At 54.7% G+C, this 26316-nt stretch carries 27 protein-coding genes; 12 read left to right on the forward strand and 15 right to left on the reverse strand.

Features of this window, described 5'->3' with window-relative positions; genetic code table 11:
- Position 1: 1 nt before the first annotated feature.
- A complete protein-coding gene (locus AABA21_RS09080; RefSeq protein ID WP_338249024.1) occupies positions 2-1327 on the reverse strand; it encodes an extracellular solute-binding protein in 1326 nt (441 codons plus the stop codon).
- 760 nt (positions 1328-2087) lie between these two features.
- Between AABA21_RS09080 and AABA21_RS09085 the strand changes: the two genes are divergently transcribed.
- Positions 2088-3104, forward strand: coding sequence for a zinc-dependent alcohol dehydrogenase (locus tag AABA21_RS09085; protein ID WP_338249027.1), 1017 nt, complete (start codon positions 2088-2090; stop codon positions 3102-3104).
- A gap of 54 nt (positions 3105-3158) precedes the next feature.
- Positions 3159-3974 carry a carbon-nitrogen hydrolase family protein gene (locus tag AABA21_RS09090; RefSeq protein ID WP_338249029.1) on the forward strand — a complete coding sequence of 272 codons (816 nt, stop codon included), beginning with the start codon at positions 3159-3161 and terminating at the stop codon, positions 3972-3974.
- Between the two features lie 213 nt (positions 3975-4187).
- Here the strand turns inward: AABA21_RS09090 and AABA21_RS09095 are convergent, their stop codons facing one another.
- Complete coding sequence (locus AABA21_RS09095) at positions 4188-5402, reverse strand: class I SAM-dependent methyltransferase (protein WP_338249031.1); 1215 nt, start codon at positions 5400-5402, stop codon at positions 4188-4190.
- A gap of 256 nt (positions 5403-5658) precedes the next feature.
- On the opposite strand from AABA21_RS09095, the gene AABA21_RS09100 reads away from it, so the two are divergent.
- Positions 5659-6618, forward strand: a complete 960-nt coding sequence (locus tag AABA21_RS09100; RefSeq protein WP_338249033.1) for a DUF4352 domain-containing protein — start codon at positions 5659-5661, stop codon at positions 6616-6618.
- 87 nt (positions 6619-6705) lie between these two features.
- Here the strand turns inward: AABA21_RS09100 and AABA21_RS09105 are convergent, their stop codons facing one another.
- Together AABA21_RS09105 and AABA21_RS09110 are read right to left on the reverse strand one after the other, a co-directional pair.
- Entirely contained in the window at positions 6706-7497 is a 792-nt protein-coding gene (locus AABA21_RS09105) for a phytanoyl-CoA dioxygenase family protein (RefSeq protein WP_338249035.1), read from the reverse strand.
- Positions 7490-7780 (reverse strand): hypothetical protein, encoded by a 291-nt coding sequence (locus AABA21_RS09110; protein WP_338249037.1) that lies wholly within the window; start codon positions 7778-7780, stop codon positions 7490-7492. The genes AABA21_RS09105 and AABA21_RS09110 overlap by 8 nt, the downstream gene beginning before the upstream one ends.
- Positions 7781-8008: 228 nt before the next feature.
- On the opposite strand from AABA21_RS09110, the gene AABA21_RS09115 reads away from it, so the two are divergent.
- The 4 genes from AABA21_RS09115 to AABA21_RS09130 all read left to right on the forward strand — a co-directional run bounded on the left by AABA21_RS09115 (position 8009) and on the right by AABA21_RS09130 (position 11517).
- Complete coding sequence (locus AABA21_RS09115; RefSeq protein WP_338249038.1) at positions 8009-8818, forward strand: AraC family transcriptional regulator; 810 nt, start codon at positions 8009-8011, stop codon at positions 8816-8818.
- 399 nt (positions 8819-9217) lie between these two features.
- Positions 9218-9751 carry a GNAT family N-acetyltransferase gene (locus tag AABA21_RS09120; protein ID WP_338249040.1) on the forward strand — a complete coding sequence of 178 codons (534 nt, stop codon included), beginning with the start codon at positions 9218-9220 and terminating at the stop codon, positions 9749-9751.
- A gap of 149 nt (positions 9752-9900) precedes the next feature.
- The gene (locus tag AABA21_RS09125) at positions 9901-10890 is read left to right on the forward strand and encodes a DUF929 family protein (protein ID WP_338249042.1); all 990 of its coding nucleotides are present in this window, start codon (positions 9901-9903) and stop codon (positions 10888-10890) included.
- Positions 10891-11112: 222 nt separating this feature from the next.
- A complete protein-coding gene (locus AABA21_RS09130; RefSeq protein WP_338249045.1) occupies positions 11113-11517 on the forward strand; it encodes an SRPBCC family protein in 405 nt (134 codons plus the stop codon).
- A 116-nt stretch (positions 11518-11633) separates the two neighbouring features.
- On the opposite strand, the gene AABA21_RS09135 is transcribed toward AABA21_RS09130, so the two are convergent.
- On the reverse strand, positions 11634-12125 hold the full coding sequence (locus AABA21_RS09135) for a hypothetical protein (RefSeq protein WP_338249046.1): 492 nt from the start codon (positions 12123-12125) through the stop codon (positions 11634-11636).
- Positions 12126-12320: 195 nt separating this feature from the next.
- Here AABA21_RS09135 and AABA21_RS09140 point away from each other — a divergent pair, with 195 nt between their 5' ends.
- From AABA21_RS09140 to melA, 3 genes are all read left to right on the forward strand, one after another.
- A complete protein-coding gene (locus AABA21_RS09140; RefSeq protein ID WP_338249048.1) occupies positions 12321-13049 on the forward strand; it encodes a YczE/YyaS/YitT family protein in 729 nt (242 codons plus the stop codon).
- Between the two features lie 285 nt (positions 13050-13334).
- Positions 13335-14393, forward strand: coding sequence for a LacI family DNA-binding transcriptional regulator (locus tag AABA21_RS09145; RefSeq protein WP_338249050.1), 1059 nt, complete (start codon positions 13335-13337; stop codon positions 14391-14393).
- 80 nt (positions 14394-14473) lie between these two features.
- Complete coding sequence (gene melA / locus AABA21_RS09150; RefSeq protein WP_338249051.1) at positions 14474-15775, forward strand: alpha-galactosidase; 1302 nt, start codon at positions 14474-14476, stop codon at positions 15773-15775.
- 232 nt (positions 15776-16007) lie between these two features.
- Here the strand turns inward: melA and AABA21_RS09155 are convergent, their stop codons facing one another.
- Entirely contained in the window at positions 16008-16907 is a 900-nt protein-coding gene (locus AABA21_RS09155; RefSeq protein ID WP_338249053.1) for an aldo/keto reductase, read from the reverse strand.
- 290 nt (positions 16908-17197) lie between these two features.
- Here AABA21_RS09155 and AABA21_RS09160 point away from each other — a divergent pair, with 290 nt between their 5' ends.
- Positions 17198-17635, forward strand: coding sequence for a MerR family transcriptional regulator (locus tag AABA21_RS09160; protein ID WP_338249055.1), 438 nt, complete (start codon positions 17198-17200; stop codon positions 17633-17635).
- 7 nt (positions 17636-17642) lie between these two features.
- Here the strand turns inward: AABA21_RS09160 and AABA21_RS09165 are convergent, their stop codons facing one another.
- The 3 genes from AABA21_RS09165 to AABA21_RS09175 form a co-directional block, all read right to left on the reverse strand.
- Positions 17643-18092 (reverse strand): hypothetical protein, encoded by a 450-nt coding sequence (locus AABA21_RS09165; RefSeq protein WP_338249057.1) that lies wholly within the window; start codon positions 18090-18092, stop codon positions 17643-17645.
- An 82-nt stretch (positions 18093-18174) separates the two neighbouring features.
- A complete protein-coding gene (locus AABA21_RS09170) occupies positions 18175-19170 on the reverse strand; it encodes a tetratricopeptide repeat protein (RefSeq protein WP_338249059.1) in 996 nt (331 codons plus the stop codon).
- A gap of 377 nt (positions 19171-19547) precedes the next feature.
- Positions 19548-20417: an NAD(+)/NADH kinase gene (locus AABA21_RS09175; protein ID WP_338249061.1), complete on the reverse strand. Its 870-nt coding sequence runs from the start codon at positions 20415-20417 to the stop codon at positions 19548-19550.
- Positions 20418-20784: 367 nt separating this feature from the next.
- On the opposite strand from AABA21_RS09175, the gene AABA21_RS09180 reads away from it, so the two are divergent.
- Positions 20785-21435 (forward strand): cysteine hydrolase family protein, encoded by a 651-nt coding sequence (locus tag AABA21_RS09180; protein WP_338249063.1) that lies wholly within the window; start codon positions 20785-20787, stop codon positions 21433-21435.
- On the opposite strand, the gene AABA21_RS09185 is transcribed toward AABA21_RS09180, so the two are convergent.
- The 6 genes from AABA21_RS09185 to AABA21_RS09210 form a co-directional block, all read right to left on the reverse strand.
- A complete protein-coding gene (locus AABA21_RS09185; RefSeq protein ID WP_338249065.1) occupies positions 21432-22046 on the reverse strand; it encodes a hypothetical protein in 615 nt (204 codons plus the stop codon). The two genes, AABA21_RS09180 and AABA21_RS09185, sit on opposite strands and share 4 nt — an antisense overlap.
- A gap of 8 nt (positions 22047-22054) precedes the next feature.
- Complete coding sequence (locus AABA21_RS09190) at positions 22055-22507, reverse strand: CoA-binding protein (protein ID WP_338249067.1); 453 nt, start codon at positions 22505-22507, stop codon at positions 22055-22057.
- Positions 22508-22546: 39 nt separating this feature from the next.
- A complete protein-coding gene (locus tag AABA21_RS09195) occupies positions 22547-23044 on the reverse strand; it encodes a CoA-binding protein (RefSeq protein ID WP_338249069.1) in 498 nt (165 codons plus the stop codon).
- Positions 23044-24384, reverse strand: coding sequence for an O-acetylhomoserine aminocarboxypropyltransferase/cysteine synthase family protein (locus tag AABA21_RS09200; RefSeq protein ID WP_338249071.1), 1341 nt, complete (start codon positions 24382-24384; stop codon positions 23044-23046). The genes AABA21_RS09195 and AABA21_RS09200 overlap by 1 nt, the downstream gene beginning before the upstream one ends.
- A 105-nt stretch (positions 24385-24489) precedes the next feature.
- Positions 24490-25431 carry a hypothetical protein gene (locus AABA21_RS09205; RefSeq protein WP_338249073.1) on the reverse strand — a complete coding sequence of 314 codons (942 nt, stop codon included), beginning with the start codon at positions 25429-25431 and terminating at the stop codon, positions 24490-24492.
- 167 nt (positions 25432-25598) lie between these two features.
- Positions 25599-25829 carry a DUF2795 domain-containing protein gene (locus AABA21_RS09210; RefSeq protein ID WP_338249074.1) on the reverse strand — a complete coding sequence of 77 codons (231 nt, stop codon included), beginning with the start codon at positions 25827-25829 and terminating at the stop codon, positions 25599-25601.
- Between the last annotated feature and the right edge of the window lie 487 nt (positions 25830-26316).

A 26316-nucleotide genomic window follows, 5' to 3' on the forward strand; every position in this document is an offset into this window, starting at 1 on the left:
ATCAGATTGGCGATGGTGTGTCGATGAGCTTTTGGATAGCCTTCTTGAACTGCTGGACTCCCTGCTGGGGTGTCAGTTGACCCAGCAGCACGGTCTGGAAGGCGCCATTGGCCTGGGTTTCAAAGTCGGAACCCGCGCCACTAAACCAGGCCGCCGGGTCGGCAACGACATCGGCCGCCGCGTTGGCGTAGTTAGATTGTGGTTTGAGCTGCTTGTAGGCGTCGCTGGTAGCGACCGGTAGATAAGCGGGGATATGCCCACCCTCGGCCCAGATCTGACCTTCTTTGAGCATGCTGGCCATAAACTCGTAGGTGGCGCGCTGGCGACCTTTGTCGGGATAGGCCTGGTGAGGCAAGATAAAGGAGTGCGAGTCACCCCAGACGCGTGTATTGCCGAAAACATTGGGGAAGGGGATCATGTTGAAGGGGGTCTTCTGGGTGATAAAGGTTGTGACCTCCCATTCACCGTTCCAGAGGAAGCCTGATTTGCCGCTGCCGAAGACGGCTACCGAGTCGATGTTGGCCGGCATCACCTTCGACTTCTGGGTCAGGTCAGCCATAAAGTTCAATGCTTGCTCTGCCTTGGCGTCATCCAGCACGATCTCTTTAGCATCCGGCGACAGGATCTGGCCTCCCAGCTGACCATACAGCGAATCGAAGAGTCGCCAGGAATCGAGGAAGGCGATGCCGGTAAAGCCGGTGACCTTTTGCGCCGCCTTAAAGGCGCTGATCAACTGATCCGGACCCTGTAGCGGCTTCAGGTTGCCGTTGTCATCCAGCAGGTCGGCTTTTTTACAGACATCGGTGTTGTAGTACATCACGTAGGGGTGCGTGTCCAGAGGTAGGGCATAGAGCTTGCCATTGTAGGTCGCGCGCTGCCAGACCGCGGGCAGGAAGTCTTGCTGGTTGATGCCTACCTGTGACAGCAGATCAAGGTCGAATGGGTCCAGGAACTTCATGGCGGCGAATGTTGAGAGTCGTGAGAGGTGGCAGATGCCCACGTCGGGCGCCCGACCTCCAGCCGCCGACATGGCGACTTTCGTGTAGTAAGGTTGCCCCCATGACAGGGTTACAGCCTTTAGCGGGATAGTGGGATGGTTTTTGGTGAATAGATCCTGCATCTGGATCATGCGCGCGCCATCGCCGCCGCCAAAGAGGTTCCAATAGGTCACGCCGGATGCGGCACTGGCCGAGGTGCCGCAGGCACTCAATAGTGAGAGCGCGGCGCTACCACCAACGCCGAGCGCCAGAGATTTTTCGAGGAAGGCGCGCCGGTTCATGCGCCCTCCGGAGCTTCTCTCTGACTCCGTGCCTGGCTCATACGTCATTGTCGATTCCTTTCCTGAGGTAAATGAGGGTCTACGATTGTTGATTGGGACCACAGCGTTATATACAACCTCGTCATGTTGACTGTTCGTCCGATAGACATTATGCCCCTTCAGATGGCACCGTTTAAAGGTGCAAGCCGGTGAGCATTAACGTTTATTGCAGGCAACACGTAAGCTTGTCAGTGATAGAAAAGAAGAGGATCGGGAACTGATATACATATGGAGGAGAGGTTTGAGCGTGCATCCATACTGTAGACGTTGTCATCGACGTATGGGATAACTGGCTCAGATTCTGCAAAGTCTGCATATGACACCCCTTAAGACGAATGTGACCATTGCACGAATGGCACAATGATTGGCTGAACTTTCATTGCTTCTCTTTACGTACTCAAGGATAAAGATAAGCTACCCAGCGTTCATGAGCGTTTACCGCTGCTCCCGATCGGGTTACCCCATTTGTAAACATTTCTTTATGTTTGTTGCCATCAGGAGCGTTTTCGTCTGTCGAGCTAATTGTAACATAATTATTTAAAAAATTCGATACAACGTTGTATTTATTTTTGGGATTGCCCAAACATTTCAAATATTATTTAGTTTTGTAGGAATTGGTACAACCCAACGGTGAGTGCGAATGCACTCACCGTTGGGTTGTACCAATTCCTACAAAACGATAAAGTCCATATTAAGCACATAAATATGTTATATTGATAGATATTAAGGATAAAAGTGTTGTTATAGAGAGGTAGTCAGGAGCTGTCGCGTGCAATCACAGAACATTGTCTTTACAGGAAAAAATCAGGTTGAGGTGTATGATGAAGTTGTGCCTGAGTTGGGGCCGGATGAATTTTTGTTGCGGGCTACAAAATCTTTGATCAGTACGGGGACCGAGGGTATCTGCCTGGGACGGCTGTTTGATCCCGGTACGCACTGGGATCAGTGGGTGAAGTATCCATTTCATACCGGCTATAGCCTGGTGGGGCAGGTGGCCGCGGTGGGCAGAGATGTGCGGCGCGTGCATGAGGGTGATCGCGTCGCTATCAGGCAGAGCCATAACCAGTATAAGGTGGTGCCGGCACATGAGCCGGTGTATCGCATTCCGGACGCTGTGTCCGACGAGGATGCCACCTGGTTTCACCTGGCGACGATTGTGCAGAATGGCGTGCGCAGGGCGCAGCATCAACTGGGTGATACGGTGGCGGTGATTGGCCTGGGTTTGCTTGGGCAGTTGGTCGTGCAGTATACCCGATTGCTGGGAGCGCAGCAGGTGATCGCCATCGACGTGGCCGAGAAGCGGCTGGAGATGGCGCGTAGCCACGGCGCAACCACTATTTTGAAGATGGGTGCCGATGAGGCGCGTGAGCACGTGCTGGCGCTGACCGAGGGGCAGGGCGTCAACGTGGTCTACGATGTCACGGGCGCGGCTCCTGTATTTCCGCTGGCCCTGGGCCTGGCGCGTCCCCTGGGCCGAGTGGTGTTGCTGGGCGATACCGGCACGCCGGCGGCTCAGCAGCTCACCGGTGATGTGATCAGGAATGGGCTGACCATCGTGGGCGCCCACGATGGCAATCCTCCCGCCACCTCGACCAACCATGCCTACTGGTCGCATCTGCGCATGGGCGAGTTATTTTTTGACTATGTCGAACGTGGTGATATGCGTGTCAATGATTTAGTGACTCACCGGTACGCTCCCAGCGATGCCGTTGAAGCGTATCGCATGTTGCATGAGGAACGGGCGACCGCGATGGGTGTCATCTTTGATTGGACCCGTTTGCAGTAGTCCGGGCGACGCGCGGGCCGGCCTGTTTTCGTGGGACGGCCCGTATGAGGAGAAATGATGGTTACACGTATCGCCGTTGCGCAGCTGGCTTCGCAGGCTGATCCCGAGCAGAATCTGGCCCGAGCCAGCGCGGCCATCAGGCAGGCAGCTGATGCGGGCGCGCAGCTGATCGTTTTGCCAGAAATATTTATGGCCCTGCTGGCGAAAGAGAATTTCAATGCCGCCTATGCGCGCGGCGTCTCGCAGCCGTTGGATGGACCCTATGTCTCCGGTCTGCGCCAGGCGGCCGCGCAGGCGAATATCTGGGTGGTCAGTGGGATGCTAGAAACGGCGCACAGGGTCGCTGATCGCACTTACAATACCACTGTCGTCATTGATGATTCTGGCGACCTGCTCGCTTTTTATCGCAAGACCCATCTCTACGATGCGTTTGGCTTTCGCGAGTCGGAGGTGTTCGCGGCCGGTGAGCAGCTCTTTACACCACTGGAAACACCTTTTGGACGCATGGGACTGTTTGTGTGCTACGAGCTGCGCTTCCCCGAGATCGCGCGCCACCAGGCCGAGCAGGGAGTGGACTTTTTTGTGATGCCGTCGGCCTGGGTGGTGGGCTCCTTAAAAGAGATGCACTGGCAGCACCTGGTAAAGGCACGAGCCATCGAAAATACCGCCTATATGTTTGCCTGTGACCAGGTTGGACATAACTATCTGGGCCGCTCCCTTCTGGTCGATCCCCTTGGCGTGGTGCTGGCGGAGGGCACCGAGGACGAATGCATGCTCTATGCCGATCTCGATCCACAGCGCCTGCAAATTGCCCGCCAGACGCTGCCCGCGCTTACGCATCGGCGGCCGGATCTGTTTGCGCGTTCGTGATGGGGATGATCGGACGCGGGATAAGCGGAGGCAAGCCCCAATCCTTTCAACATAACGAGCGCAACAAGAAAAGAAACAAACGTAGGTTCGGCCCTTGCGGCCGATTTTCCGTTCCCTATCCAATCATGTCCCTTACACATGCCATGTGTGTTGACTTCACGTTCGGCGGGTATTATCGTGCGTGGACGGGGAAATCGGCCGCAAGGGCCGAACCTACGCGCGGGCGGTGAGGGTGAAGGTTTTGGGGATGCCGATGTCGTCGATTTTGGTGTTGGGTTCTTCGTCGAGGCGTTGAATGACAAGTCCGGTGGCCGCGAAGGCGGTGACGATCTCTCCTAAGTTCCAGTAGCGCTGGTAGACGCGTCCGGTTTCGGTCGCGTCTTTTTCGGTCAGGTGCTTGCTGAAGGCTACGTTGGTGACGTGCAGGCTTTTATCGAAGTAGTTGCCGCTGACCCTGTGCTTCTTGCCTTTGGAGCTGATCAGCTTGGTCGAGACGGGATGAAAGTCTTGCAGGATCAGGCAACCGCCAGGACGCAGGAGCTGCCGCACGATGTGGGCCAGGGGCGCGAGATCCACAAAGTAGTGTAGGATGCCCATCTCCATAAAGACGAGGTCATAGCTACCATCCAGTTCCTGTGGGGATAGCTGGAGGACGTCTGTGACGAGGTAGCGCAGCGGGACCCCGGCGGCCGCGGCGACCTCCCGCGCGTAGTGCGCGTTCTCCTGCGATATGTCTACGATGGTGACCTGCGCTCCCAGCAGGGCCAGCGCGATCGCTTTGCTGCCATGCGAGCCGAGTAGATTCATGACCTTCGCGCCTTCGATCGGCGGTAGATATCTGTTGAGCGAGGCCAGCCGCGCCCGTGGATCTTGCTGGATGCGCGCCGCGTGCGTAGCGGGCTCTCCATGGCGTTGCACCCAGGCATCGTAGGCCGCCTGATTCCATGCCCGCTGATTGAGCTCGCTGTTGTGCTGCTGAAGATGCTGAAAATAGCTCTGTACGGCGCGGTTCACTGCATGCTCCTGCGGATATGCGTGCAGATAATAATCTAGCGCTTTAACCCAGACTGCTCTGCCCTTGTGTTCTATCTGCAGACGATTTGGATCGGTGACCACCACCGTATTGAAATAAATATAGAATGTGAGCTTGAGTCCCTGGTACGTGAGAGCGAGACGTTCATAGCCGTTCTGGCGCCCCGACTTCTCACGCGCCCCGAACGTTTCGGCGACCCGCTGTGCCAGGTCCCATTGAATCGAAAGCTCCAGGTGGTCGGGCGCCTCGTTTAGCGCCTGCTCTTGCTCTGCCCCCGGTACAACTCCCTGCGCGAACAGGGCCGAAGATTCCACCAATGTATAGTCAACATCGATGCCCTCCAGGGTTGAGAGTATAGAAAAAAGGGTCGCCCACCAGGTCTCAGCAGATACCAAAACGTTCACCTCACTATGTAGTGGCTACCATTTTATCCCACCCCACCAGGAATAGTAAAGTGTAAATTATGAGCCTTAACAACGTTTAGTATAGTGCGATAAGATGTAATGGCTATGTAGACTATGACTGGTAATGTGCTTGTATTCATTGCTACATTCAGTTATACTACAATTTGATTGAAACATGACAATGTATAGTTGTGCCATTCAATGGTCATGTTGCTTTGTTATTATTGGAGAGGATTATAACCTTCTTATGAGCCAAAATCCCGAGCAGCCGCAGCAGCCGAATAACTATACTCAGTATCCGTATGATCCGACGCAAGCTGCGCCACCCCCATATGATCCCACCCAGCTGGCCTCACCGCCATATCAGGGAAATCAGGGATATTCTTCGCCGTCTTATCCGACTCCCTCGACGGCGGGAAATAGTTCACCCGATTATTTACAGCAGTCACCGTATGCACCCCAGTCACCGTATGCACCCCAGTCGCCCTATCCAACGCCGAATGCACAGCCAAATCAGGGAGGATATCCCGCACCGGGTAATTTCGCGCCCCCTCCAGGCGCGCCGCAATATCCCGGCTATCCGCCTGCTCCCAAGAAGAATCGCACCTGGCTGTGGGTTACCCTGGGTATCGTTGGTGTTCTGCTGGTAGGCCTGATCGCATCCTGCGCGATCTTCTCGAATACAATAACTAATATCGCTAAATCGACGGCTACGACGACCTCCACGACCTCTACTCCTACGACGGCTACGGATGCCACGCCTACCACCACGGATTCAAATAATGGCGGTTCTAAGCCTGTAGGTGGTGGCGATTCCGGCAAGACGCTTACTTTGCAGGGCGTGAATTGCACGATGTCGCAGGTGCGTATCATTCCGGGGGACGATTATGCGAAGCCCAAGGCCGGCAACCAGTTTGTGCAGCTGCATGTCAAAATTGTCAATAACACCAATGAGAAGCAACACTATAATCCCCTCGACTTCAAGGTATTGACCTCGGACGGCCGGTCGCTGACCCACTCATATATCGTGCCGACGGATTACGATACCCAGTTGAGCTTTGGCGATGTCGCTCCCGGCAAATCTGTGGAGGGCAACCTGGTTTTTGAGTTACCGACCAATGATCATAACCTGGTCCTCAGCTGGGATCCCACGTTTAACATGTTTGCCGACAATCCCGGTGAAGCCAAATGGAATCTGGGCCTGTAGCATCGTTCATAGAGTGTATAAAAAGGACCGGCAAGAGCTGTGGCTCCCGCCGGTCCTTTTTTTCTTTGCGTTTGATAACTGGCGTTACTAGTGGATCGACATGCGCGTCAGGGCGTTTTCGAAGGAGACGTCGATGTTATCGTCTCCAGTGACGTAGCGCCAGAGTTTGGCGCGCTGCATATGCTCGAGCCGCGCCTCATTGCCCTGCCATGCCTGGCTGCCTTTTCTGATGATCTGTTCTACATCGGGGCTGGTATAGTCGTCGGTGTTGAACAGTCCACGCTGTACCTGCCCTGGCCGTAAGCGCAGCTTGAAGACATAGCGGGTCTGATCGGTGTGGTTGGGCTGGGCGCAGTGCCAGATGCCATGGTGCATAAAGACGATGGTGCCGCCCTTCGCTTCGAGCTGGCGCTGCCCGATGATGTTTTTGTAGCGATCGATGCTGGCCGTGTTGGTTTTGCGCAGGTGCGAGCCCGGCAGGACCAGTGTGGGCCCCATCTCGGCGGGCGCGTCGTGGGCAAAATAGAAGGCCTGCACGTCGAACGCGTATGGGCGCACATCGATGATTGAGTCCGCGTGCCACCCCTGGGCCTTGAGATGGCGTGCCTTTACGATATGCAGGAATGAATGATCATAGGCCGGGTTGACGCCCACAAAGCTCTGGATGATCCCCTTGACCTGCGGCTCCTCGAAGACCTGGCGCAACACCTCGGTCTGATGCCAGAAATTATACCCCGGCCCATCCCAACTGCGCTCGGCTTCCAGGACCGCCGCGTTCAGGTCGTGAGGAACGATATTCTCAACGATGAGAAAGCCGTCGGTGACAAAGCGGGCCATTTGTTCCGCCGTCAGCAGATGATGTCGTTCTACGTTACTCATTGATGGCCACCTTTCGTTCCAGAACGTATTCATACGGGAGATAGCTGCTTTCATGTTCATGGCCGGGGATGATCTGTGGTAGCGTGGCCAGCTGGATTACGTTCCAGCCCGCGCGCATCGCGGCCACGACCGAATTATACGGCGGCTCCTTCTCATCACCGGATTGCATGGGTAGCGCGTCTTCCTCGCTGGCTCCGTCATAAAGCGCCCAGGCAACCGTCTTAGATGCCAGGTCGGACGACGCCAGATGGAGTATGAGTATCTGCTGTCGCTGCTCACTCATCTTCGAGACCTCCTCATTATATTGACTTTTACTCTGCTAATCTGTATTAAATACCGCGCGGCTTCATCTGCTTTTAAGATACCTGTTCCTGCTGCGAAATCCTATCCTGAGATCCGAACTTTTTGTGTCTCATCCCGACTTTCTGTGTTTTCGGCCCGCTTGATCCCTATTTGCTTGTATACTTTTAATGGTACCTATCAATTATCCAGGAGGGGACGTAGATAGCAGATGGCTGATACGATTCATATTCGTTTGCTTAATTATCAGGTGTTGATGTTGCAACCGGCCCGGTGGCGGTTGCCACGTGTTCAGAGCCACTTCTGGCGCTTTTACATGAATGATCGCGATGGCGCGCAGCTCGATTTTCAAGGGACGCCCTATCCTCTGCTGGGTGAGCACCTGTATGTGATACCGGCCGAGGTGCGCTTTAGTACCCAGCTGGCCCATACCCTCAGGCATTTTTTTGTGCACTTTGATGTGTTAGGCCTCTCGCCGATCATTTATCGTGAAATTTTTGCCACCCCGATCTGCCTGCCCGCTTCTCCGCCGTTAAAGCAGATGGTGCATAGCTGTATCCAGGAGATGAGGACGGCGCAGCCGGAAGGATTGGTGCTGGAGTTTCGTTTGAAGGCGATCCTCTATACCGGGCTGACGCAATATCTGCAGCAGATAGAGCCCGCGACGTTGCAGCGCTATTTCCAGCTGACCAGCGCCCTGGAGCCGGTGCGGCCCGCCATTGAATACGTTGATGCGCACCTGTCTGAATCTCTGCTGTGCAAAGACCTGGCCTCGCTCTGTCACATGAACGTGGATTATTTCAGTCGTCGCTTTCGCGAATGCGTGGGCCAGACGCCAAATGCCTATATCCAGCTGCAGCGCGTCAAGCGCGCGGAGCAGCAGCTTCTGCTGACCGATGCCAGCATTGAGCAGATCGCGGCCCACCAGGGCTTCGGGAGCCGACATTATTTCTCCCGCATCTTCGCCCGCCACACCGGCGTCTCCCCCGCCGCCTACCGCAAAGGATTGTTGGGGAGTTAAAAAGGGAGGATGAAAACGCTCCTTATGCGTTTTCATCCTCCCTTTTTAACTTGTGTTTGAATGCTGGAAGGATTTGCGCCTTCGGCCCCTGACTATACGCGCCTACGGCGCTCACATGGTTTTTAAGGGCTGGGGCAATGTCATGGGGGTGCATCCGCACCCCCATGACATTGCCCCAGCCCTAAAAAGATGAAGGAGTTAGAACCTGTTTTAATCAGGAGTTGGTGTGATCCCATGGCGGCATTCGCCGCCATGGGATCACACCAACTCCTGATTAACTCCTTTAACTTCTTGGCTGGGTGTGCAGAGTGAGGGGAGATATTGTATACTTCAGGCGTTGTAGGGGGCGGGCTTTGTGCCGCCAGATTGTATCGATAGATTTGAGAGGAATATATTTGTATGATGCGTGTCCGATCGTCACGCTTATCTCTGGAACCTTTGACCGCGTCGCTGATCAGGAGCTTTTTTCGTGATCGTCGAGAGATGGCCGAGGCCCTGAATGCGAGGGTTCCCGCCGATTGGCCGGGCCCCGATTTTGAGCCGGTGCTGCCACTATTGCTTGATGGTTTTATGCGCGAACCCGGCCATGACTCCTGGGATGGAGCTATCATATTGGAGGGTGGGGAGCGCGTGGTGATTGGCGCTATGGGGCTGAAGGGTGGCCCCGATAAAGAGGGGACCGTAGATATCGGCTATAATATCCTGCCCGCCTACCAGAATCAGGGCTATGCGAGCGAGATGGCGCGTGCCCTGGTGGCCTGGGCCTTTGAGCGGGGCGATATACAGAAGGTGATTGCTGATTGCCTTTACGATAACCAGGGTTCTATCCGCGTGCTGGAAAAAGTGGGAATGAAGCGCCTGTACCAGGATGGAAATTTGTTGCACTGGAGTCTCACCAGAGAGGAATGGGAGGCTGCTCAGCACCAGTCGTGACGCCGCTTGCGGCTTTCTTCCTATTCCTGGTGATGGCCCCCTTTCTCTGTGTTAAAATCTGTATATTGCAATATATGCATTGTTCGGTAATGTGTATATCGGTATTTGCATGTGTACCAGCAGAAGTCTTTCTAATGTAAGGAATATATATGGCTAAACAGAAACAGTCCCCGTCGGCCTCTAAACGTCGTGAGCAGATGCGCCAGCAACGGACATCGCAATCTCGGTCGGCTCAGCAGTCGCGTAGTCGCAATCAGCAGAGGCAGAAATCGAATCGATCAAGCTGGTGGCTGATTGGCGGTATCATCGCCATGGTAGTTGTGATCGTGGGTGCCTTTATCTTTATCGCCAACTACGAGGCTCAGCAGTCAAAAGTCGGTAGCGATACGGCTTTGAAGACTATTTCCAGCATCAAGCCAGACGTTTTCGCGCGTGTGGATAAGGGAACCTTTAATGGTCAAATCAGCGCGGTTAAGAACGCTCCTGTGTTAAAGGGACCCAGCGGCAAGCCCGAGGTTTTTTATGTGGGTGGCGAATATTGTCCTTATTGCGCGGCCCAGCGTTGGGCGATTGTTTCATCACTCAGCCGCTTTGGCTCGTTTAGCCCGCTGACACCGATTCTATCGGCGGAAGGCCAGGTTCCGACCTTTTCTTTCTATAAGGCAACCTACCATAGCAACTACATCGATTTTGTGTCAAGAGAGACCGCGGATAACAACTCTCCTAATCCGGGTCCGTTGGAGTCGTTAACACCCGCCGATCAGCAGATCGTCAACCAGTATGAGCGGCCTCCCTATGCACAGCAGCAGGGTATTCCATTTATGTCGATTGGAAATCAATACGTTTCAGTCGGCCCATACTATTCGAACAATGTCCTGACTGGCAAATCATACAGTGATATCGCCACAGCGGTCACCGATCCCAACAGCGACATCTCGCGTGGCATTGTGGGAGCGGCCAACATGCTTACGGCGGCCGTGTGTAAGGCTACCAATAACCAGCCCGCCAATGTCTGTACCGCGGACCCTATTCCGTCGCTGCAGCAGTCGTTGCCTCAACCCACCGCGTCGGCAGCCAGTCCAACCCAGCTAGCTCAGGCCTGGCAGATGCCTGAATGGGATGTGCGGCGGCGTAACTAATCCTATACCCTACACGTATCCTGTTTAGAGCGTGTCTGACGCTCATGATCATCGCCTGCGATATGCACGAGGCTTCGCGCCTGCGATGCTCAGGAGTCAGTGTTATGTTGTGGCATGAGGTGCGCGAATGCGCACCTCATGCCACAACATAAAAAACAGTGCGGCCGCGCAGCGGACGCCCGTGCGGGGGTGCTCACGTACCCCACAATGACGAGAGTATCAATGCCAAAACTACGCTTTCAAACCATCATCCAGCGCCAGCCTGATGCTATTTACCAGGCGTTGCTGGATCTGCCGGGCTATCGATCCTGGCTGCCTTCCTCAAATCTATATGCGGAGACCATGCTGACATCTGATCCTCCTATCCGCGTGGGTAGCACCTACGTTGATCATGGCCGCTCCAGCGTGATGCAGGGCGAAGTAGTTGATCTGGAGCCTTCCAGGCGCCTCGTGTTCCGCCAGCTTACCAATTCCCGGCGGGGTGGTGGACTGGAGATCACCATTCGCTATACCCTGCAGCCGGTCGAGCAGGGGACACGCGTCACGCGTGAGCTTATCCTGCGCGCCCGTGGCCTCTTTTTTTGTGCTGCAACCAATCCTGCTCCGTCTGATTCGTTCCGAGAATGAACGTATCCTGGCCGCCCTCAAAAATTATATGGATGCCCGCGTGGCGTGAAACGGGATGCGAGATCCAAATCGGACGAGATCCAAACTGGACGCGAGGTCCGAACATATGGGGGCGGTTATGGTTCGATGGGGGTTTCGGTTTGTTCGGCGGTTTCAGGTATGATGGTGGGTTGCGCGTTTTCCATGATTCTTTTGAGCCGCGAGACCAGGATGTAATCTACAATGGCGTAGATGACGGCGAGCAGCCAGCCGCTGGAGAGCAGGATGAGCAGCGCTACCCAGGCCCAGGTGAGGATGTTGCCCTGGCGCGCGAAGATCACGGCCAGCAGGCTTGTGATGATGGGATAGATCAACAAACCGGTGCCGAGTCCGATCAGGATTCCTCTGGTGCGCGTTGGCTTGCGTGGACTCAGGATGACGAATAACCAGAGAAATGTATGCAGCATGGTGGCTAGGATAGCTCCCGCAAAGGTGCTGACATTGATCAGGGGACTGTGGAAGCTGCTGTTGGAAACGTACAGAGCGATCAGGGTTGTGGCAATCGCCAGGATGACCAGGATCAGTGAATAGAGTGCTCCGCTCAGGTTGGCCCGTATTTTTGTTGACATCTGTAAAACGACCTTCCTTTAGTATTTGCTCAATTATATCAATTATTATCTATATATCGAAAAAATGGAAGGTTTTGAATTGGCTGTTGTTGGTGTCAGGGTTTGGCTGTTGTATCGTGGTGTGGCGTTCTCTATAGTTGAGGTGTAAGCTTTTTTATATTGACGCAGCCCCATTATCAAAAAGGAATTTTGTTCATGCATAGGTTTTCCTGGCGTACAGTTTTTTGCTGGCAGTACCTGGTGCGCTTCGTTGTGCTGGTTGTTGGCCTGTTTTTTTATTCGACCGGCATTGTGTTTCTGTATCGCTCCGATTTTGGCCTGGACCCCTGGGACGTGTTTCACCAGGGCATTAGCTTTCATGCACCCATTTCTTTTGGGACGGCCAGCATTGTGGTCGGAGCCGCTATCATTATCCTGGGACTGTGCCTGAAGGTGATTCCTGGCGTCGGTACAGTGCTTAATATGCTCTTGATCGGCGCATTTGTTGATTTAAATATCTGGCTTGGCTGGCTTCCGGACCTGGGGCATGCGTCCTGGCCGGTGCGGGTGGCAGCTAATGTGCTGGGGGTGGCTATCATTGGTATGGGAACGGCGCTCTATATCGCTCCTCGCATGGGGGCCGGTCCACGCGATGGATTGATGTTGCGATTGCAGGTCCTGACGAAGCTGCGCGTCTCTATTGTACGTACCGCCATCGAGTGTACCGTGTTGCTGATCGGCTTTTTATTGGGCGGTACCGTTGGCCTGGGAACGTTGATCTTCGCTCTGGGCATCGGCCCCGCCTTTGAGATGAGCCAGACGTTGCTCAAGAGGTTCTATATCAGCGCCTGGCTGGAAAAACTGGCGGCCCTCCCTACAACCACCGAGATGCTGCGACCGGCTGACGACAGCTTGCTGCAGCCTGTGCCGGAAAATATTAAATAGCTCAAAAAAATACATAAATATAGGTATACGCTGTTTATAAATTTGCTTTATAGTTATCTGCATGGGGCGACACCGTATCCATTAGCTGCTCTGCTGAACCAGGTATCGTGTTGCTGCCTTCACCAGTTCTGCCAGTCCGTTCAAAGAAGAAACTGACAGAACTGGTGTTTTTCTTCACTTTTTTGATTTTTCTCGTAAGGGTTGACAGCGGGGCTTTTTTTATGTCATTCTATGTGTACACGTGTACATGTACACGTGTACACAGCCTGGGAAGAGGGAAGTAACATGGTTACAAGTGAGCAGGTTGCCCGACTGGCTGGCGTATCGCGAGCTACGGTTTCGCGGGCGCTCAACGGGTCGCCACGTGTCAGCGCGGAAGCGCGCAAGCGCATCCAGGAGGCGATTGTTTCGCTCGGCTATGAGCCTGATATGGTGGCTCAGAGCCTGGTGCGACAGCGTTCACGGACGATTGCGCTCGGCCTGTTCTATGGAGACCAGAAATCGACGGTGCTCTCTAGCATCAGCAAGACGCAGCACTATTTCTATCTGGATCTGCTGCGGGACGTCGAGCAGGAAATCGCCGCCGCTCAATATGATCTGCTGCTCCCTTCTATATCTCATGCCCAGAAAAACTACATTCGTAGTCTACAGATGCGCCACGTAGCCGGTACCCTGGCTATCGCGATGCATCCCGCCGACGAGCGCGTGAAAGCGTTGCTGGAGGCAGAGATCCCGACTGTGTTTATCGATAGCCTCAGTCAGGGGAGGAGTTCAACCTATGTGACCTCCGATAACCAGGATGGGGCGAGGCAGGCGACCGAGCACCTGATACAGCTCGGACACCGGCGCATCGTGACGCTGGTGTCAGGATTCTCGGGCCAGATCGGCCCTGTACGTCAGGCCGGTTATCGCCAGGCCCTGCAGCGGGCGGGTCTGCCGATTGATGAGGACCTGATGTATACCTCGGGTTGGAATACCGAGGAGGCGTACCAGGCGACGTTGCGCTTGCTGCAAGAGCGGCAGCCGCGAGATTTCACCGCTATTGTGGCGGGCAGTGATTTGATGGCCATCGGCGTGTTGCGCGCTTTACATCAGCATGGATTACATGTACCCGGCGACGTGTCCGTGGTTGGCTTCGACGATGTGGACCTGTGCCGCTACACCGAGCCACCCCTGACAACTATACGCCAGGATCGTTCCGCCATGGTGCAGGGAGCCATTCAACGGCTCATCCGCATGATCGAGTCTGATGGCGAGTACGACGAATCCATGCTAGCACCAATTATTATCCCTACCCAACTGATCACGCGAGCGTCCACCGGACCCGCAACAGGGTCCTGCTAACGCTGATCACTGGATAGCGAAAACCTAGTAGTTCAAAGGAATGAATGAACCAGCTCCGAGGGAGCAAGGAGTTTTCAACGATGACAAAAATTACTTTTATGGGGGCGGGCAGCACAGTCTTCGCGCGCCAGCTGATGACGGATATCCTGCATATCGAAGGCTTACAGGAAGGCACATTTGCCCTGGTGGATATCGATGCTGAGCGCCTGGAACTGGCGCATAAGATCGCGGAGAAGCTGGTTGCCCATAGCGGTCTCAACTGGAAGGTTGAATCTTCGACACAGCGGCGCGAGGTGCTGCCCGGCACCGATTTCCTCATCAACACGATTGAGGTTGCGGGCATGGCTAACGTGCGCCACGACTTCGATATTCCCATGAAGTACGGTGTTGACCAGTGTATCGGCGACACCATCGGACCAGGTGGTATCTTCAAGGCGTTACGCACCGGTCCCGCGTGGTTGGAGATCCTGCACGATGCCGAGGAGCTGTGCCCCAATGCCCTGGTGCTGAACTACACCAATCCCATGTCGATCCTGACCTATGCCGCCCTCACCGGCACCGCCATGAAGACGGTTGGCCTGTGCCATAGCGTGCAGGGAACGTCCAAGCAGCTGGCCACCTACCTGGATGTGCCATATGAGGAGCTGGAGTGGCGTTGCGCGGGCATCAACCACAACGCCTGGTTCACCGTTCTGCGCCACAATGGCGAAGATATGTATCCCCGCCTGCGCGAGCGCATGAATGATCCCGAGGTCTACGAAAAAGATCCTGTGCGCCTGGAGATCATGAAGTACCTGGGCGCCTTCGTAACCGAGAGTAGCGGCCATTTTTCGGAGTATGTGCCCTATTTCCGCAAGCGTCCCGAGCTGATCGAGAAGTATTGCCGCCCTGGCTACCTGGGTGAGACCGGCTTCTATGCCAACAACTGGCCCGAATGGCGCGCCAAAAACGAGCAGTACATCAAAGATCTGCTGGATGGCACCAAGGAGCTGCCCTTCAAGCGCAGCCACGAGTATGGATCGGACATCATCGAGGCAGTGACCCAGCATCGTACCAAGGTCATCTATGGCAACGTGCGCAACGAAGGCCTGATCGATAACCTGCCCGATGGTTGTGTCGAAGTTGCCTGCCTGGTCGACCGCAACGGCATCCAGCCCACCCACTTTGGCAAGCTGCCCGAGCAGCTGGCGGCCCTGAATAAGGCCCACATGAGTGTCCACTCGCTGGTCACCGAAGCCCTGTTCACCCACGACAAAGAGGCGGCCCGTTACGCCCTGATGATCGATCCCCTGACGGCTGCCGTCTGCTCGCCCGCCGAGATCAGCTCCCTCTTCGACGAGCTCTGGGAGGCCCAGCGCGAATACCTGCCATCGTTCTCCTAAACATAATATACCTGAGTATACGGATTGAGAAGAGCAGTCCACCTGAGAACTTAATTCAGGTGGACTGCTCGCTTGTAATCAGGACCTCTACGTATCCTTCATTTACCCGAACTCTCTGTCCATCTTTAACTAGTTTGTTCGCATTCTATAATCTTGTTTAATCTGTCGCCTCGCCAACCTGAATCGCCCGAGAAATGTCGGAATGCTGGCCCTTCTCCACTAAGGGAACGTCCTACGCATGAGCGACGCGGCGAATCTCCTCAAACTCATCCTGACTCAGTCTGATCCTGGTGGCTTCAACGTTCTCTTCAAGGTGCTTGATCGAGGCGGTGCCGGGGATAGGCAGGATAGTTGGTGAGCGTTGCAGCAACCATGCCAGGGCAATCTGGCCAGGTTGCGCGTTGTAGCGCCTGGCAATCTGATCCAGGATACCCTCTGGACGTGCCAGCTTACCGACTGAGCGAGGATGCCAGGGAATAAAGCCGATATTCTCGCGCGCGCATAGGTCAATCAATGCTGCGGTCTGCTGGATATCCATCCCTAGGGCCTGTGGTTGCTCTAGATTGTAATGGTTTTGTACCGTCACAATGGGCACAAGCTTCTGAGCTGCCTTAAGCTGATCAATAGTCACATTGGAGAGACCAACGTGGCGGATCTTACCCTCCGTGCGCATCCTGGCGATCTCACCTACTGAGTCTTCAAATGGTACCTTCGGATCAGGATAATGCAATTGATACAAATCGATATGATCAACGCGCAGACGCCGCAAGCTTCCCTCCAGATCCTGGCGCAAGCGCTTTGGACGCCCATCCGGTTGAAACTGGTTGGGGCCAGGACGGAGCAACCCTCCCTTTGTGGCAATCACCAGATCCTTTGGATAAGGGTAGAGCGCTTCGGCAATCAAGGACTCATTGATCTCAGGCCCATACGCTTCAGCAGTATCGATCAGGTTTATCCCAAGATCCAGTGTGCGTTTCAAGACGGTGATTGCTTCATCCTTATCCCTTGGCGGTCCCCAAATGCCGTCGCCTGTGAGGCGCATTGCTCCAAAGCCAATACGAGAAACTGGCAAATCAGCACCAATTGCAAAGATACCGCTTGCCGCTGCGATTTGCTTGTTTATGTTCTCCATCTATCCTTTTCCTTCCCAGAAAGCAGAATAAAATTATAAAAACGCATGATAGTAGAAAATGCAAATCAAATGTGCGTCTGTTACACAACTGGCGATGCATTTGACTGGTTGCGTTCCTCTTTCACATGTCGCTGAATCAAAGGCTACACCTTAGAGCGCACTCTCAGTCAAGAGGGACAAGGACCTCCCTCTTGACTGAGAGTGCGCTCTAAGGTGTATGTTTAATAGGGATAATATTGTGTATCTCCTTCTCTGAAGGAGTCAAAAGTGATTGCCTGAAAGGGAAAGCAATGGAACAGCAGGCTGTGGAGAGAGTGTTCACTATCCAGGAAATGGCACAGGCAACAAGACTAAGCGCTCATACTTTGCGGTATTACGAACGTGCTGGATTAATGCTCCAGCGCATTGGGCGGGATGAGGGAAATGGCTATCGCTTCTATAGCCAGGAAGATTTGGACTGGGTTGAGTTCCTTAAGCGTTTGCGAGCCACAGGGATGCCTATTCGTGATATCCAGCGGTATACCAACCTCCTCCGCCAGGGTGAGGAGACTATACCCGAACGCTTGCAGTTGCTCAAACAGCATCAACGCCGAGTCGAAGAGCATCTAAAGGAGAGCGAACGCCATCTTGAAGTGATTACCTTTAAGATTGACTGCTATGAACAACTGCATACCCAACATAAAACAGCATCATGGGGTGAGTATCTCCTCGAACCCGGCGATGAATGAAAAGGCTCTAGCGGGAGAAGAGCTTTTTGAAGATGAAGTTGAGGCTGCCGAGGACGATGGCTCCTATAATAAAGACTTTGAACAGGGTGCCTTTAAAAAGGACCGCAATGAGCAGGACCAGCAGGATCAGCAGCAGGGGATTGCGGTACCAGAGTTGGGCAGCGCGCCTGGTCATAAAATAGAGTCCGACCAGCAGGGCCAGGTAGAGTGGGAGCAGAAATACAATGGGGATGTGGAAGAGCACTACCGGGCTGACGAAGACGACGACCAATGGGAGGAGGTTCCAGGCATTGCTGTGCCATGGCGCGCTCCTTCTTTTGTTATAAGCGATCCAGCAGGCGCCGATGAAGCCAGCCAGCAGGGCCAGGGCAGAAACGATCAGCCGCGCCGATCCATCCCATAGGGCCGTCTGGCCGGTAGCAGCGCATAGAATGAGCAGGCCGGTAGTGTTATACATAAAGTTTTCCTTTGAAATGTATGTATCCTGATGCTATACTATACAAGCTCTTCAAAGTAAAATGCAAGACCCCCCGGAAAACTCAACGCGCACCCGTGTCCAGGGTGCGGAAATGCTTGACCGCCTCTACAATTGGTGGTGTGCCCTGCTCGATCTCTTCTTCCTGTAGTTCAAACATCAGGGTAGTGCTCTGTCCTGCTGCGCCCAGGATTATCCTGCACTCGAAGGTAGCCGTATCCCAGTCCTGTTTGCGTGGTTGCTCGATGAGCTGTGGCACGGTCGCGCTGGCCAGCGTGAAGAGTACACGGCACATATCGGGCTCGATTTTCTGCAGCGTGACGTGGCGCGCGAGTTGCTGGCGGCGATCCTCGCGCTCGAGCCTGGCGTAGCCGTCGCCGGAGAGCGCATACTTTTCATCGACCCATTTCTCCGGATTACCGCCGCGAAAGAGCTGGATACCCAGTTCGAGCCTGCTATCCATCTGGACCGCATCGACCTGCTGGCGAAAGTGAGTGATCACGGATGCTCGTCGGCGCTGAGCCGCGTTGGCGCCCGCCTCAAAGGCAGCGTGCGCCTCCTCGAAGCGATCCAGGTCGCGCAGCACATTGTTGCGCATATAATAAGGATCTGGCTCGTCCGGATCGAGCTGGATGGCCTGCTCAAAGGCCTCCAGGGCCTCGCTCTCGCGATACAGCTCCGCCAGGCTGAGTCCTTTATAATAATACGCCATGGCGTCGCCGGGATCATGCTGGATAGCCTGCTCGGCTGCGGCCAGCGCCTCCGGATGCAGCTTGAGTTGCCAGAGCGCATGGCTCTTGTCCCTCCATGTATTGGCGCTGTCTGGCTGCAACTGTAGCGCCAGCTCGAATGCCTCTAATGCCCCGACCGGATTATCAAAGTGCCGGGCCAGCAGATCCCCTTTCATTTGATAGAGTTGAGCGTTATCAGGTTCTAGTTGTAATGCTTGCTTACAGGCCGCCAGGGCCTCTTCATAGTGTTTTTGCTGAATTAATATGGATAAAAAAGCGAGGTTTTCCGGAAGTGTTGATCGATCATTGGCATATCTATCATCTGTCATTGTGTAGCATCTCCTGGAATACAAGGGCAGGGACGTCATCAAAGACGCTAAATAGATCATATCACCCGTCTACAAAGTCATCAATATTTCTATGCATGATATAATGCTTCACCTCCCACGTAGGTCCGACCCTCACGGTCGATTTCCCTCATGCAAACAAAAAGAATAAATAAGGCAGTACGTGCGGGGCTTGCCCCCGCTTTCTTGTTTCCTAAAAGAGATGGCTCCTTCAAAGCGATCAGAGGCGGTTGCATGCGATGCATCGCATCATTTCCGTTGCTGCTTCGAGCAGCGAGGAAGCAAGCGGGGGCAAGCCCCGCACGTACTGCGGTATCTGCTCTTCTTGCAGGATATTAAATCGACCGCGAGGGCCGAACTTATGCTTCTGGTTGGCCGGCGTGTGGCTCCTCGCTTGTTTGTTGTGGATTGTGGATCACGCGGTAGAAGTGGACCGGTGGCTTGCGCCGGATGAAGCGCGTGATCTGATCGCTCTTTTGAATGGTTACGGTGGTGCCGTCCTGTACCGCGCAGTTCCATTGGCCGTCGGCGGAGAAGACGCCATCCTGGTCATTGGTTGAGATCTGGAAGCGAATGGTCGATTGCAGCGGGATGACCAGGGCGCGATTGGATGATAGGTGGGGCGCGATGGGATTGAGGATGCTGGCCTCGATTTTGGGATGCATGATTGGGCCCCCGACGGAGAGATTGTAGGCCGTGGAACCGGTGGCCGTTGAGAGGATGATACCATCGCCATAGAAGGTGTCGAGAAATTGATCATCGATCCAGGTCTTGACGTAGACGCCACGGGGCCAGGTGCCGCGCGCGATCATCATGTCGTTGAGCGCGACGAACTCTTGCTTTTCATCCCCTTGCTGGAGGGTGGCATGCAGCATGGTACGTTCGTCCGTCCAGATCGATTTGTCGCCATTGAGATAATACGGCAGCTCATGCGCCAGTTCATCAGGCTCCAGTTCGGTCAGATAGCCGACGCGACCAAAGTTGACGCCCAGAATCGGCGTATGCTGCGCGGAACAGAGGTGGGCGGTGTGCAGGATCGAGCCATCGCCACCCAGCACGATCAGCATCTGGCAATTTTGGAGCGCAGGATCGGAACATTCCAGCCCTTCCTGATTGAGATTGACGATCTCTGTTTCATAGTCATGCTGCTTCATGATCGCTGCCAATTCAGGTATAAACTGCAGCGTCTCGGGCTGGGATTCCTCATAAAGCAGGGCAATCTTCTTCATCGTATTTTCCTTTACTTTCTTACTTAATGTCTTGTTGGTAACTTGCTTCAAATTCCTCTTCCTTTTCATCCCAGTGCTTTTCCCTATCGAGAACCTCTCTATCTAATACTATGACAGAATCTGGCAATAGTACATTGCTAGAGCACCTGCTCACGTTATTTTGAGCTGGCATCCTTTCCTTTATAGATTGTACGTTTATGGGGGACTCTCTTTATGTGAACACATTGGAAGCCAGAACAGGCAACGCTCAGATTGACACTCAAACATAGAATGAGAGATGCCAGTTCCGTCTGCCAGATCCAATACTTTAGCAGAATCATCCTGGTTGGAATTACTCGTGAGAACTTGAGGATAATTGGAGAAGAACATGTCTACCGAACAGAACGAGAGGGGTCAGACCGCATTGCTGTTGGTCGATCCTTATAACGACTTTCTTTCGCCCGGAGGCAAATTGTATCTTACCTTCAAAGAGGTTGCTGAGTCCGTGGATCTCCTGACGCATCTGCGTGAGATTGTAGGCGCGGCACGCCAGGCCAACATTCCCATTTTCTTTGTGCCTCATCATCGCTGGGATCCAGGAGACTACACGACCTGGAAGTATCCATCGCCAACCCAGCTTGCCTCGATGAAGCGCGAGACGTTTGCCAGAGGAAGTTGGGGTGGGGAATTCCATCCCGATTTTTCCGTCCAGAAAGGCGACATTGTGATCAAAGAGCATTGGGCGCAAAGCGGTTTTGCGAATACGGACCTGGACCAGCAGCTCAAGCAACATGGTATCCAACGCCTGGTGCTCATTGGTTTGATCGCCAATACCTGTATAGAATCGACGGGCCGCTTTGGCATGGAGCTGGGGTACCATGTAACCCTGGTCAAAGATGCGACGGCGGCTGCTAGCCAGGAAGCTATGCATTCAGCGCACGAGATTAACGGGCCGACGTTTGCTCATGCTATTCTCACGACGAGTGAGGTGGTTGCCCACTTCCGCTCTCTTGAGAAGAGTAAGTCATTTACCACTTAGCTACAGCTAAGTATAATCCGTTCGGCCAACGTTTCCCAGGGACGCGCCTCTAATACCGGCAGATGCAGCCTGCTGGCCTCGGCTATCAACCACTGGCTATACAGCCACTTGGCCCTGGCCTCCGTTTGCAGTTCTGTGGGAGAAAACTGCGCTGTGCCTCGTGCGCGCGCCTCGATATTGGTTCGCAGCCTGTTCGCATCGCTTTCTCTCAGAAAGACCGTGCGTAACAGTCCGTTTTCCACATATGGTTGCAGCCGTGAACGCTCTATTAGCTCGGGGAGGATGTTATCGCCCTCTATAATCAGTGGCGCGTTGGTATCGATATGGTTGGCGATCACAATCTCAAGCGCGGGCAGCAGCGCCCGGCTGCTGGCGATTAAGCCAGCGCGCAACGCCTCCGCGCCCTGACGCCAGACGTGGGTGGTCTCAGCGAAGAAGTACAGATTACGCGTCGCCTGTGGATCTGGCAGCGCCACCTGGCTATGCTGAAACGCCAGCCGCAGATCATCGACCTGCAGCCATGGCAGCCCCAGGCGCAATCCTGCCTGGCGTGCCGCCTCGGTTTTGCCCGCGCCAGAAGCGCCGCCGATCAATAATACCTTCCAGTTCATGGTTTTGTTCAAATCAGAGACAGGCCACCGAAGAGGCGGGCATGCTCGACTTTGATGCATCTATTCTCTACATAAAGGAGCCCGGTGGCCTGGGCGCGCCGCTTTGTCTCTTCGTTGGCGATGCCCAACTGGAGCCAGAGCGCCTTTGCTCCTACTCCGGCGGCCTCGTCGGCAAAGGGAGGGGTCTGCTCGGGACGGCGAAAGACGTTGACGATCTCGATCTGCTCACCTGCGGCGGCCGCATCCGCCAGCGTCGCGTAGACGCGCTGGCCCAGGATCTGCTGGCCCGCGTAGAGCGGATTGATCGGGATGATAGCGTAGCCCGCCTCCTGCATATACGCCGACACGTCCCGGCTGGGCCGATGCGGCTTCGCAGATAGACCGACCACCGCGATATGATGATAGTCTCCCAGAATCTTGATCAGCACATCCGGCGTCATATCTTTGCCCTCGTTAAACATAATCCCTCCTCACTAAAATCTTCCTGCTTTGCATGATCCTTAAAGCTTGCGCGAAAGGATCACGCCTGTGTTCAGGCCGATGGTATGCAGGCCGCCAAAGAAGCGGGCGTGCTCCATCTTGACACAGCGATCCTGGACAAAGATCAGACCCGCCTCACGGGCCAGCCTGCCGGTCTCATCGTTGCGCACGCCTAGCTGGAGCCAGAGCACTTTGGCGCCGATCTCCACGGCCTCCGCCACAAACGGTGGCGTATCCGCGGCCTTGCGGAAGATATCGACGATCTCGATCTGCTCTCCGGCCGCTCGGGCCTCTTTCAGGGAGGCGTAGACACGTTTGCCCAGGATGGTCTTGCCCGCGTAGCGCGGGTTGATCGGGATGATATCGTAGCCTTCGGCCTGCAGATAGATGGCCACAAAGTGGCTGGGCCGATAGGGATCGGCCGAGAGCCCTACGATGGCGACGTGTCGATACTGTTTGAGCAGCTTTAATCGCTCGTACATGTCGGGCGTGGCTGAATACGCTGTACTGTCACCCATTATTCTGCCCCTTTCTCTGTCGCTTGCGTCCCTGCCTGTACGCTGGCCGTTGCCTTAGCCAGCGCCTGGTCCAGGTCCCAGAGGATGTCTTCGATGTTCTCCAGGCCGATGGAGAGGCGGATCAGGTCGGGCGTCACGCCGCCAGCGATCAGGTGTTCTTCTGAGAGTTGCTGATGCGTGGTGCTGGCCGGATGGATGATCAGGCTGCGCGCGTCTCCGACGTTGGCCAGGTGGGCGAAGAGCCGAACGTTGTTGATGACGGCCTTGCCAGCTTCGTAGCCGCCTTTGACGCCAAAGGTAAAGATGGCGCCGCCCCCACGGGGCAGATAGCGTTTGGCCAGTTCATGCGAGCGATCCTCGGGCAGACCCGAATAGCGCACCCAGCTGACGGCTGGATGCTCCTGCAGGAATCTAGCCACCTGCAGCGCATTCTGGCAGTGGCGATCCATGCGCAGCGAGAGCGTCTCCAGTCCCTGCAAAAGGAGGAACGAATTGAACGGGCTCAGGCTAGGACCGGTGTCGCGCACTGTCTCCACGCGCGCCTTCATCACAAAACAGAAGTCCCCGAAGGTCTCGTAGAAGCGCACGCCGTGGTAGCCCGGCGAGGGATCGACGATGTGGGCGAACTTCCCGTTGTCCCAGGGGAACTTGCCGTTTTCGATCAAGACGCCGCCGATAGAGGTGCCATGACCTCCGATGAACTTGGTGGCCGAATGCACCACAATATCCGCGCCATGCTCAAAGGGACGGCACAGGTACGGCGTGGCGAAAGTGTTATCTATGATTAGCGGCACGCCCGCCTCGTGCGCGATGTCGGACACGGCCCGCATATCCAGCACGTCTCCACCGGGATTGCCGATGGTCTCGCCGTAGAACGCACGAGTCTTCGGTGTGAGCGCGCGGCGGAAGTTCTCGGGATCGGTGCTATCGACAAAAATGGTATTGATGCCCCACGTACGCAGCGTAAGATCGAACTGCGTATGGGTGCCGCCATAGAGATTGCTAGCCGCCACCAGTTCATCGCCCGGCCGCAGCAGCGTCATCATCACGGCCATCTGGGCCGCCATACCGGATGCTGTGGCGACCGCGCCCGTTCCACCTTCAAGGGCGGCGATGCGCTCCTCAAACGCGGCCGTGGTCGGATTCATGATGCGTGTATAGATGTTGCCAAAGCGCTGCAGCGCGAAGAGGTGGGCCGCGTGATCGGTGTCATCAAAGATATAAGATGTTGTCTGATAGATAGGGACCGCCTGGGCCCCTGTCGTCGGATCGGGCCGCTGGCCCGCATGCAGGGCTAGCGTATCAAACCCAAATACGTGATCGCCATCGATTTCTGGCATCGTTCTATGTTCTCCTGCCGAATGTATAGATATCTTCTCTTCATAGCATATGAGTTCTGCTAGTTAAATAGCAAGTCTGCTCCAGGTCGCCATTTGATAGATGTGTCATAATGCATCGATCAAATGCTGCTCGTTGGTGATGAGCTGGTCGATGACAACGGCGACCTCCGGCCAGCGGTTGTGCATGCCCAGATATTGGGCCTGCCCCACCAGAAGGGCCTGCTGTTCCATGGCGTGCGCCGCGGCTGGGAGGTGGGCCTCGTCCAGAAAGGCGGCCGCATCAAGCGAACGTTTGCCGGCCAGCGGAAAGACGAACGCGGTTAACATCTCCAGTAGCTCTTCTGGCCTGTGGCCGTCGCGCAACTGCTCGGCCAGCATGCGCAGCGCCGCCACGCCATTATATACCTGGGGACCATCCAGTTCCAGGCAGATATGCCTGCGAATCAGCGGCAGGGCACGCTCAATCATCTCCAGGCGCGTTAGCTTCTCTTGCCGCTGGAAACGGTCTCGCAAGGTATAGGGACCCCATTTATAGCTGATGCGTTCGGCGCGCCAGGCCTTCATGAATTCTGAAATAGAGAGACGAGCATAGGGATATTTCCGGGGATCATGCATGAGCACGTGATCGTTCTCGACGGCCAGTGCCATAACGAAGTGGTCGGTGCCCTCCAGGTACTTATGAGAAGGATTATATGTGAGATAGCCGGCATCGAGGGGACCAACCAGGGCAGGTGCTTGCTTGAGCGCCTCTCGCAGACGAGCCAGCGCCAGGTGCGACGGTCCGCCGCGCTGCTCACGACAGCTCCACCCCAGCGCGTGTATCGCCAGCGTCAGCCCATTGTCTGGATCGACCTCGGCACTGTTAAAGAAAGCCAGGGGGCCGGTATCCAGTTGCAGGTACATCTTACCAAACGGCATCGTGGTCAGGCATTCCAGAAAGCCGGTCTCAGGTAGCTCTTGCTTGCTGGCTCCGGTCGCCAGCAAGCTCATATGCAGGCTATTCGTAAAGCAGTAATCACTATTCCCGGTGAAAGCAACAAAAGACATAACGGCAAGCTCCCTCTCTCTTATGTATCCATTCGGCCTGTCTCTAATAAGCACTTCAGTCCCTTACCACGCAATCATAGCATAAAAAAAGAGGGCCCTTCGTCCTTCGCCTGGAAGGACAAAAAATCTCCCCCTTCAGAAGGAAGGAGGGAGACGTATACCTGGAATTAGAAGTCGCGCTTGCCACTCTGGGCTTTGTCAGCTGAGCCAGAATTGAGAACCTTGCAGACCTCGCTGGAGGAGTTGTACTGCTGCTGTGCATTCAGCATGCGCAGCGCATTGCAAACCTGCTCATCGGCGCCCTGCTGGCGGACATGAGCGATGATTTCGTCGCGCTTGGCCGGCCAATGCATATTTTTCAAATGTTTCTCAATATTGAGTGATTCTGCTGTAGCCATGTAATTTCTCCTTAAAACGTTCGTAAAGATACGAACACAACTTACGAAATACACCAAACTTGTAATGCTACAAATTTGGATAACTTCTGTTATTAGACTACTCTCACCTAGAAGCTACGCATGTTCATCTGTAAATATTTTTACGGGCTTGTCTATGACAATGACATATTCCCGAGGGCGCGCGTGAGCACCCGCTCTCAGGCGTCCGCATGCGCGGCCGCACTGGTTTTTTTTAGTGATGCAGCAGGGGCGCACCCGCGCCCCTGCTGCATCACTAAAAAAAGACTTTGAGCACCGCAGGTGCGAAAGCTCAGGCATGAGGCAGTGATGATCCTGTGAAGCAAACTTATGTTTTAACAAACATGAACGATGGAGGGCAGACCAGGGAAGGGGCGGAATGATTTGACACTTTTGACATCCATGTCATGTCTCTTTGGGCCAACGTTAACTCGAATTCGAATTCGAAATATTTACTTAAAGATAAACT

The sequence above is a fragment of the Dictyobacter halimunensis genome (genome assembly GCF_036245075.1).